Origin of the sequence: Algibacillus agarilyticus (assembly GCF_003286125.1) — a bacterium.
In the GTDB taxonomy this organism is placed as follows: Bacteria; Pseudomonadota; Gammaproteobacteria; order Enterobacterales; family Alteromonadaceae; genus Algibacillus; species Algibacillus agarilyticus.
On record NZ_QMED01000056.1, the window covers coordinates 1 to 10,101 of the forward strand.

The 10,101-nt window shown below is 37.3% G+C and carries 6 protein-coding genes and 1 rRNA gene; 5 read left to right on the forward strand and 2 right to left on the reverse strand.

Annotated elements, in window-relative coordinates:
* Positions 1 to 10: 10 nt before the first annotated feature.
* A 16S ribosomal RNA gene (locus DPX34_RS21235) occupies positions 11 to 1,540 on the reverse strand.
* A gap of 736 nt (positions 1,541 to 2,276) precedes the next feature.
* Between DPX34_RS21235 and DPX34_RS21240 the strand changes: the two genes are divergently transcribed.
* The 5 genes from DPX34_RS21240 (at position 2,277) to DPX34_RS21260 (ending at position 8,834) form a co-directional block, all read left to right on the forward strand.
* Entirely contained in the window at positions 2,277 to 2,798 is a 522-nt protein-coding gene (locus DPX34_RS21240; protein ID WP_111980422.1) for an SRPBCC family protein, read from the forward strand.
* A 304-nt stretch (positions 2,799 to 3,102) separates the two neighbouring features.
* Complete coding sequence (locus DPX34_RS21245; protein WP_111980423.1) at positions 3,103 to 4,257, forward strand: anhydro-N-acetylmuramic acid kinase; 1,155 nt, start codon at positions 3,103 to 3,105, stop codon at positions 4,255 to 4,257.
* A 531-nt stretch (positions 4,258 to 4,788) separates the two neighbouring features.
* On the forward strand, positions 4,789 to 7,488 hold the full coding sequence (locus DPX34_RS21250) for a PAS domain S-box protein (RefSeq protein WP_111980424.1): 2,700 nt from the start codon (positions 4,789 to 4,791) through the stop codon (positions 7,486 to 7,488).
* A gap of 12 nt (positions 7,489 to 7,500) precedes the next feature.
* On the forward strand, positions 7,501 to 7,932 hold the full coding sequence (locus DPX34_RS21255; RefSeq protein ID WP_111980425.1) for a response regulator: 432 nt from the start codon (positions 7,501 to 7,503) through the stop codon (positions 7,930 to 7,932).
* On the forward strand, positions 7,929 to 8,834 hold the full coding sequence (locus DPX34_RS21260; protein ID WP_111980426.1) for a GGDEF domain-containing response regulator: 906 nt from the start codon (positions 7,929 to 7,931) through the stop codon (positions 8,832 to 8,834). The genes DPX34_RS21255 and DPX34_RS21260 overlap by 4 nt, the downstream gene beginning before the upstream one ends.
* Before the next feature lie 58 nt (positions 8,835 to 8,892).
* On the opposite strand, the gene DPX34_RS21265 is transcribed toward DPX34_RS21260, so the two are convergent.
* Positions 8,893 to 9,525 (reverse strand): mechanosensitive ion channel domain-containing protein, encoded by a 633-nt coding sequence (locus DPX34_RS21265; protein ID WP_111980427.1) that lies wholly within the window; start codon positions 9,523 to 9,525, stop codon positions 8,893 to 8,895.
* Positions 9,526 to 10,101: the final 576 nt, after the last annotated feature.

Below are 10,101 nucleotides of genomic sequence, written 5' to 3' on the forward strand. Positions count from 1 at the left end.
AAGTCTTAGGTAAGGAGGTGATCCAGCCCCAGGTTCCCCTAGGGCTACCTTGTTACGACTTCACCCCAGTCATGAACCACACCGTGGTAAACGCCCATTATTAAGCTATCTACTTCTGGTGCAGCCCACTCCCATGGTGTGACGGGCGGTGTGTACAAGGCCCGGGAACGTATTCACCGCAGCATTCTGATCTGCGATTACTAGCGATTCCGACTTCATGGGGTCGAGTTGCAGACCCCAATCCGGACTACGACAAGCTTTAAGGGATCCGCTTACTGTTGCCAGTTCGCTTCCCTCTGTACTTGCCATTGTAGCACGTGTGTAGCCCATCCCGTAAGGGCCATGATGACTTGACGTCGTCCCCACCTTCCTCCGGTTTGTCACCGGCAGTCTCCTTAGAGTTCTCAGCATTACCTGCTAGCAACTAAGGATAGGGGTTGCGCTCGTTGCGGGACTTAACCCAACATTTCACAACACGAGCTGACGACAGCCATGCAGCACCTGTCTCACAGTTCCCGAAGGCACACTAAAATCTCTTTCAGCTTCTGTGGATGTCAAGGGATGGTAAGGTTCATCGCGTTGCATCGAATTAAACCACATGCTCCACCGCTTGTGCGGGCCCCCGTCAATTCATTTGAGTTTTAATCTTGCGACCGTACTCCCCAGGCGGTCTACTTAGTGCGTTAGCTGCGCCACTCACGTCTTAAAGACACAAACAGCTAGTAGACATCGTTTACGGCGTGGACTACCAGGGTATCTAATCCTGTTCGCTACCCACGCTTTCGAACCTCAGCGTCAGTCATTGTCCAGGGGGCCGCCTTCGCCACTGGTATTCCTTCAGATCTCTACGCATTTCACCGCTACACCTGAAATTCTACCCCCCTCTACAAGACTCTAGCTGAACAGTTTTGAATGCACGGCCGAGGTTGAGCCCCGGTGTTTCACATCCAACTTATTCAGCCGCCTACGCTCGCTTTACGCCCAGTAATTCCGATTAACGCTTGCACCCTCCGTATTACCGCGGCTGCTGGCACGGAGTTAGCCGGTGCTTCTTCTGTTGCTAACGTCACATCTGATGGGTATTAACCATCAAACTTTCCTCACAACTGAAAGTGCTTTACAACCCGAAAGCCTTCTTCACACACGCGGCATGGCTGCATCAGGGTTTCCCCCATTGTGCAATATTCCCCACTGCTGCCTCCCGTAGGAGTCTGGACCGTGTCTCAGTTCCAGTGTGGCTGATCATCCTCTCAGACCAGCTAGGGATCGTCGCCTTGGTGAGCCATTACCTCACCAACAAGCTAATCCCACTTGGGTTCATCCTTAGGCGAGAGCCGAAGCCCCCTTTAATCCGAAGATACTATGCAGTATTAGCCATCGTTTCCAATGGTTATCCTCCACCTTAGGGCAGATCCCCAAGCATTACTCACCCGTCCGCCGCTCGTCATCAAAGTGCAAGCACTTCATGTTACCGCTCGACTTGCATGTGTTAGGCCTGCCGCCAGCGTTCAATCTGAGCCATGATCAAACTCTTCAAAAAAAGTAAATCTGGGTCTCAATGAATTCTGATTTGCAAACAAATAAATTAATATTCGTTTTGTTTTGACCGTGTAAGTCACTCAGAGAACATTAAGTTAATTTTATATACTTAATATTTGCGAGTGCTCACACAGATAAGTAAGCTACCAAATTGTTAAAGAGCCATCTTTCGATGTTCGCTGCAAGAGTTACCTCGTTGAGCGGGATGCGAATAATACGCTTCCTGATTTCAATGTCAACACTTTATTTTAAATTGTTTTTTAGCTTTCTAAAAAACTGTCTAAACTGTGTTTCATTCGGAGTAAGCATTTAACATTAAAACCTTAACCCGACTGACTTAGCGGCGTTGCCTGCCTTGTCTGTGGGGGCGCATTATAGGGATTTAATCTCACCCGTCAACACTCTTTTTCAATTAAATTGATATTAATTTAACTCGAACAATTAACGACCACTTATCGTTTAAAAACAAATCTAACCAACCTGTTATTCTCGCTTTTTACCTAATTACGCACCTTATAATAACGCTCTTCCATTTATTGTTTAACTTCAATTCTAGTTTTGAGATTCAGCAGTTTGATGTAATCAATAGATCAAGGTTATCTAGACAAATGATATCGATCAAAATAACCATCAGAAATGAATTTTTTATCAAGACTAGGTTGTTTAGTATTTATTTACAGATTAAACGCTTTACACTAAGCGCATTATTTTACTGTTAAATATTATTGGACCATTTCATGTCTAAAATTCGTATTTTTATTTACGCTATTTATGCTGTGCTGGCATTAATTGTGACTTGTAGTTATTTTTTACCTAATACCTATCAAATCAATAAATCTATTTTAATTAATAGCGCTCCTGATAAGATCCATTATTACGTGGGTAACTTAGATAACTGGCCTGAATGGTCACTTTGGTTAAAACAAGACCCTTCTCTAAATATACAAGTATTACAACCCACTGGCAAAGGTGCTTCACAACGCTGGCAAGGTACTTCGGGTAAAGGTAGCTTAACTTTTATTAGAGAAGATAAATGGTATGGGATTGATTATGATTTAATCATCGATAATAACCCTCCATCTAGAGCGGGGATACATTATATATTAGAAGATTCAAGCACCTTAGTAGAATGGGTCATATCAGGTAAAGTCGATATTCCTATCGCAGGGCCATTTATGGCATTATTGATGGATTCATTTTTAGGGGGTGTATTACAAGATAATTTAGAGAACCTTAAACACGTTGTTGAAAATAATTAAACTGATTCAGTTAAACGCTTCGACAAAACCTTGGTACAAGTCTCTATTCTGCATTAGAAAACGTTTAGCTAATTTATAAAAACAATATGATTATTTGTAACACTTCATTGTATTTAAAATTTTATGAATTTTTGGGCGGTAGACGTTACATTTATTTGCTGTAGCTATAAAGCGTCCAACAATTCATTTACAGAAGTAGACATATTATTTAGCCTTGTAGGCTTAAATTATAAGCTTAATGACTAAATTTATTTACATTTACAATTAGTGCTAAGCGAAAATGACGAAGTAAGGTATTAGAATAATGGCACGACAAACAAGTTTATATATAGGGATCATGTCAGGTACAAGCGTCGATGCTATTGATGTTGCAGTAGTAGAGGTAATTGATAATCAACAATGCCATTTAATTTCTACGTTGGCTGTACCGTTTACAAAAGCGCTTAGAAATGAAGTTATCGCGTTATGTAACGCTCAGCAAACGACCTTAACGGCATTAGGTCATTTAACCAATAAGTTAAGTTTTGCCTACGCTGAAGCCGTTAATCTGTGTTTATCCACAAACAAAATTAAACACTCATCCATTATTGCTATAGGCTGCCATGGTCAAACCGTTTGCCATAGCCCGAATTCAGAATTTCCATTTAGTATGCAACTGGTTAATGGCAATATAATAGCCGCTGAAACATCAATTAACACAATTACCGATTTTAGAGGGATGGATTTAGCTGTCGGGGGTCAAGGCGCGCCTTTGATCCCTTTATTTCATGACTTTTTATTTAATAATACCCAGATTGTAAATAGAGAGCAGCCAACCGTTCTACTGAATATAGGCGGCATCGCTAATTTATCGATATTAAATAAAGGATCTACCCTTGGCTTTGATACAGGCCCAGGTAATATATTATTAGATGCAGCAGCGGAACATTTTTATAACTTAAAATATGATCATGAAGGCAGCTTAGCCGCTTCTGGTCAATGTAATGATATTTTACTCAAACATTTTTTATCCGATCCTTATTTCAAATTAGCAGCCCCTAAAAGTACCGGTCGAGAATATTTTAATTTAACTTGGCTATTAAAAAACATTGTTGATGTAACCAAAACCACAGAGCTTACATTTAAAACAGCAGATATCATGGCAACGCTATGTCATTTAACCGCTCATACTATTGCAGAATCAATCTTAGAGCTTGATGAACATTACAGTTCCGGTGATTTATACATATTCGGTGGAGGCTATCATAATCAATATCTACTATCGCAATTGCAGCAATCATTACCTAACTGGACGTTTCACAGTACTGAAACGCTAAACATTGATAGTGATTACATGGAAGCAATGGCATTTGGTTGGCTAGCTCATCAACATGTTAATCACTTACCTGGCAATGCCCCTCGAGTAACGGGAGCCAAACAAGCTGTGGTATGTGGGCAATTAACAAAAGCGCCATTATAAAGTCCTATCCTCGTACCCCATTGAAAAAATAAAGAATTAACGATGCAAGCAAGGTAATTTATCACCAATGCTTACTTTGCTTGCAACTGTATTTAAACAAGCTAAAAACGCTATCTCACCTCTTTTAATTAAACCGATTAAAACAGAATCAAGCTTTAACCAATTATTTAGTATAAAGCGCTTATTACTTGGTTAACTTGCGACAAGCTAACTAAACTAATAAATAGATTCATTATCTTAAATTATTATTAATAAACCTGAACACTGGATAAAAAGGAGTTAATGCGCGGTATTTAAGAATAGTTTTTTAGTTTATTCTAAAGAATACTTTACGCTTAGAACAAGGTCTGTTTACATCCGTAATAGCGGGCTATAGCGAACTAATTAAACGCCGTAATTAGTAAAAATTGCCTATAAATCAATTTATTAACCACAGATCAGGTAAATAACACGGCGACAGATACGACTTACCTTATCTGTTAATCAAAGTTGAAATCAATTGAAACTGGTTATCGCAAAAGGAATTTAAAATTGAACACATTTACTTCATTTTTTAACTCAGATTATATGCCACACGGGCACTGCTACCATTGGCAATCACACCTATTGTGGACCAACGTATTCTCAGATATTTGCATTGCCTTGGCTTATTTTTCGATACCAGTTGCTATTTTATTCTTTTTAAAAAAACGTCCCGATGTATACCAGCGCAAAATTTTTGTTCTTTTTTCACTTTTCATTCTCTGCTGTGGTATTACACATTTATTAGGTACTTATACTATTTGGCATGGTACGTATGGTATTTTAGCTATAGCCAAAGCCGTCACGGCCATCGTGTCCTGTATAACAGCAGTCATCGTTTTTAAAAGCATCCCCGAAGCGATAAAACTACCAACAACAGCCCAATACAACACCGCAAAAGAACAACTCAGTGATGAACAAGTCAAACGTCAATTTTTTGAAAATGCATTTCAAGATCATTCATTATTTCGTTTTATTAGTGATGCAATGCCTACTGGTGCAGTCATCATTAATAGCAAGAATAAATTTAGGTTTGCTAACCATTCATTTTTATTTTCATTTGAATACGATCAAGATTCATTATTTGGTAAGCACTTATCAACGATAATCGCCATGGAAAGCTCTGAGATTATTGAAGAAGTCAATCGCGTTGCACAAAGGACTCACGAACAAGGTATAGATCAAGCCCCAACCATCATAACGCAAGGTATAACCGCATCTGGCTTACTCATTCCCATAGAAATAAGTGTAATAAGAGATGATTTTAATAACGAGCAATTAACTTTACTTTCAATCCATGATCTATCAGAAAAAATTGCAGCCGAAAAAACAATTATTGATACACACTTAAGGTTAGAGCGCAGTGCAAGTGCCACTAATGACGGCACTTGGGAATGGAACGTCAAAACGGATGAAGTGTGGTTTTCTAATCGATTTATGCAAATGATCGGTCAAGCTCAATACACTTCTCAACCAAAATATAAACATTGGATAGAGCATATTCATCCTGATTATCAACTTGATGTAAAAAAAGCGCTTGATAGTCATTTTATTGATAATGAACGTTTTGAGATTGAATATTTAGGTATTGGTGATAATGGTGAGTATGGTTGGTTTTTAAATCGAGGAGACTCAATTAGAGATGATAAAAACGGCCCTATTATTATGTCTGGTGCATTAAGTAATATTACAAATAGTAAAAACATAAAAATAAAATTAGCTGAAAAATCACAATTTTTACAAACCATATTTGAAGGAACAAATCACGCGACCTTTGTATTAAAAGCGAAAAAAAATAAACTACTCTACTCTGCATTTAATCAAGCAGCCCAATTAACCTCAGGCATAAATGCTGAATATATTTTAAATAAAACGATTGTCGATATGGCACCCCAATATTTACCACTCGACGTTGCAAAAAATATCTACGCCCGATACCAAAAATGCGCCGATACAAAACAGCCATACTCATATATAGAAATGATCCCATTTAATGGCGTTGATAAATGGTACAAAACTAACTTGCACCCACTATTAAATGAAGAAGGGAATGTAAACTTTATTGTTGGGGCTGCGAGCGAGATAACAGAATTAAAAGAAACAGAACGAAAATTATCCGAAAACGAAGCTTTTTTATCAAATGTTATTGAAAATGCGATATGCGGTTTATACATATTTGAAGTTGATGACAGTCATAATATAAAAATCAATAAACGCTATACCGAATTAACAGGTTACACAGCGAAAGATTTAGCAAATATAAAAGATTTTATGCTGTTATTTCATCCGGATGATCGTGAAAGAATAAGCCAATATGTAATAGAAATACTTGAAAAAAATGACAATCAAATCAGAGCGATTCAATATCGCTTTAAGCATAAACACGGGCATTGGATTTGGTGTTATTCGTTCGATTCTATTTTAAGAACCAGTACCAACCAAACTAAAGTTCAAATATTAGGGACTTTTATTGATATTACTGATTTAAAAGAAAACGCAGTGAGACTCGAAGATTCAAATAAAGCACTAGAGCGATTTGCTTATGCTGCATCACACGATTTACAAGAGCCGTTGCGTAAAATTTCAGCTTTCTCAGACAGTATTACCGAGAGCTTATCAAAACTAAGTTTAACCGAAGAAACTGAATATGAATTGGATCGCCTAAATAAAGCGGTCCATCGAATGCGAGATTTAATAACAGATTTGTTGCAACTATCAAGAATACGAAAAGGCGAAATAGAGGAAAACCACACGACTTTAAGTCATATAATCAATCAGACTCAAGAAGACTTAAGCTTTCTGATTGAAGAGAAAGCCATCGTAATTGAACAAAAAAATGATTGCTCTCTGTATGTTGATGAAAGATTATTTTCGCAATTATTCCAAAATCTATTTCAAAATAGTTTACGTTATAAACATCCAGAACGAACTCCTGAAATAGTGATAACAGTTGAACAAATTATAAAGTTCGAAACAGCCTTTCTACAAATAACAATAAAAGATAATGGCCTTGGCTTTAATGACGAATACAACGAAATGATATTTGAGCCGTTTAAACGCTTAATCGCGCGTGACAAAACAAAAGGTAGTGGACTAGGCTTAGCCATATGCAAACAAATAGCAATTGTACATCAAGGTAATATATATGCCCACGGCGTGCCTGACGTGAGCGCAACCTTTATCATTGAACTACCATTAACAAAAAAATAAAAAGGAAAACTAATGCCGCATATTTTGCTTGTTGAAGATGATGAAGATGATGTTTATTTGTTTAAAAAAGCCTTTGCGACCCTTAAACAAAATTGCCAAATATCTGATTTATCAGATGGCTGTACTTTTGTTGAATATGGACTAAAGTGCCAAAAAAACCCAGAGTTACTCCCTGATATTATTCTATTAGACTTAAATATGCCTAAACTAGATGGCCGCCAAGCGTTAGAAAAAATAAGAACACTAGCGCTATTTCAAACTACGCCGATAATCATTTATACAACATCAGAATCACCAGACGATATTGAGCTCTGTTATGCATTAGGGGCCGCCTCTTTCATTACAAAACCCTATGCTTTTGAAAAATTAGTCAGTATATTAACTAAAATAATGGACTATTGGTTTAACGTTGTAAACCTGCCAGCGAAGAGAATAACTTTATGAGAACGATTGATGTTTTTGTAGTCGAAGATGACTCTGAAGATGTATATTTATTAAAAAAGTGTTTATCGAAAGATAGCAAACGACATTTTTCTGTTACGAGCATTCCTGACTTAACAATACTAGCAGAGCGGCTCAATGCATTTACTCCAGATGTGATCCTACTTGATCTAGGTTTACCTGAAAGTTCAGGACTAGAAACTCTTGTCCGTGTGAAGCAAATAACCAAAAACATTGCCATTATCGTATTAACAGGCTTAGATGATAAATATGGTGAGCAAGCGATTAGTTTAGGCGCACAAGACTACATACCTAAAGCAGAATTAACCCCCAGCAATATTTCTCGCTCAATTCGTTTTACACTAGAACGTTTTCAGTTATTAAATGATATACGCAATAAAATTGATAAAGACCCACTGACTTTATTACATAATCGACGCGCATTTGATGAAGAAATAGAAAGACTACTCGCGTTAAAAGCAAGACTAGGAGGTGAATTTGCCATAATGAGCCTAGACCTAAATAAATTTAAAGATGTTAACGATACATATGGTCATCTTGCAGGTGATCAAGTTTTAGAACAAATAGGTTCTCGATTACGCCTAAATACCAGACGAAGTGATCTTGTCGCTCGAATTGGTGGAGATGAATTTGCAATTTTGATCCCCGATTTTAATGAAATCGAAAATTTAACAAAATTGGCGCAAGAGAAAATCAAGGGAATTGAAGAAAGCTGTATGATTTACACTGATAAAAAAATATTACAAGTACAAGTCGGTGCGAGTATTGGTATCGCAACCTACCCAGCCAATGGTCAAACTAAAAATGAGTTGCTCGAAGCGGCTGATAAGGCCATGTATTCAGTAAAAAAACAAAAAGATTCCGACTTTAAATTTAGCGAGTGATAACAATGTCATCTTAAAAATTTAAATCAATTAATGCATATTTATAGCGGTATAGACTTTATTTTAAATTTTTCCGTTTGATAAAAGACTGCCTCACAACCGGCATAGGTTTCGTTGAATACTCCATAGTTTTTCCAACGGCACTTAAACGAGTTTTAGTGCAAACAATTGTCGGGTTAATCACAATTAAATTATTTGGGTATTTAATTGTTTCTCGGGTTTCGGTGATTAATGTTGTGTTAATTAAATCAATCGTCGAAATATAGCCTTCTATATAATTGTCACCATTAACCACCCGTATAAAATTACCACGTTTAAATGATTCATCCATTAATAGAATAAAAAAAGCAGACACGTTACTTAATATCGACCAACTCGCAAAAAGCGCAACACCAACAACCGTTAATAAACTAGAAGCTAATACCATTAAATTTTGAAAATCGAATCCCCAAATAAACAAAATAATAATAAAACCAAACAGCCTTAATCCAACCTTCATAAAAGAAACCGCTTTTGATAAAGGTTCTCTTTTAAACTTACTATGCTCTACCGTTTTCTCTATTCGCGGAAATACATACGCTCGCATAATTTTATAAGCAACCAATATAAGACCCGTTGCAAATAAACTAACCTCATAACCCTGCATCACTCCTTTAATCGTAATAAAGAGTGATGAAAAAAAATCCAGCATATTAATACCTACAATCCCACATTTTTATAACAATATAGGATTAAATGAATACATATTGATGATAAAGAAATTACGTTGCGTGAATAACCTTTACCCCGTCAGCAGTATTATCACTATTTACAGCCAGAGTGTCGATAAACGAATTGATAAAATGAACATCAGAGCGTATATATTTTTGGTGTGTGTTTTTACAACCGTATTTTAACCTTTAAATTTATACCAATTCATATATAGTCTTCTCGCTCAGGTTTTTATGGTTCATTGTCAGCGCTTACTCGCCCCAATCACATAGTAGAGCATATGCTCATGGGGTCTCGAAGCTTGACGGCTTTGCTTACATGGATGTAAGTACTTCGGTTTCGTCTGGAACGAGAAACCTGCCCCTAAAACCCGATCGCTTTGACTATAAATAAGTGATCTCTCAGAACGCATCCAGCGGTTTTTGAACAAGGCGTCGGTGTACAAGAATGGTTGTTCCCTTTCAAATACCGATAACGCAGGTCAAATCCGCTGGGGGCATTCCTTTCAGGCGAATTTTAAATGCGCTTACTCTGTGTTGCTCGAACTCAAAAGAGC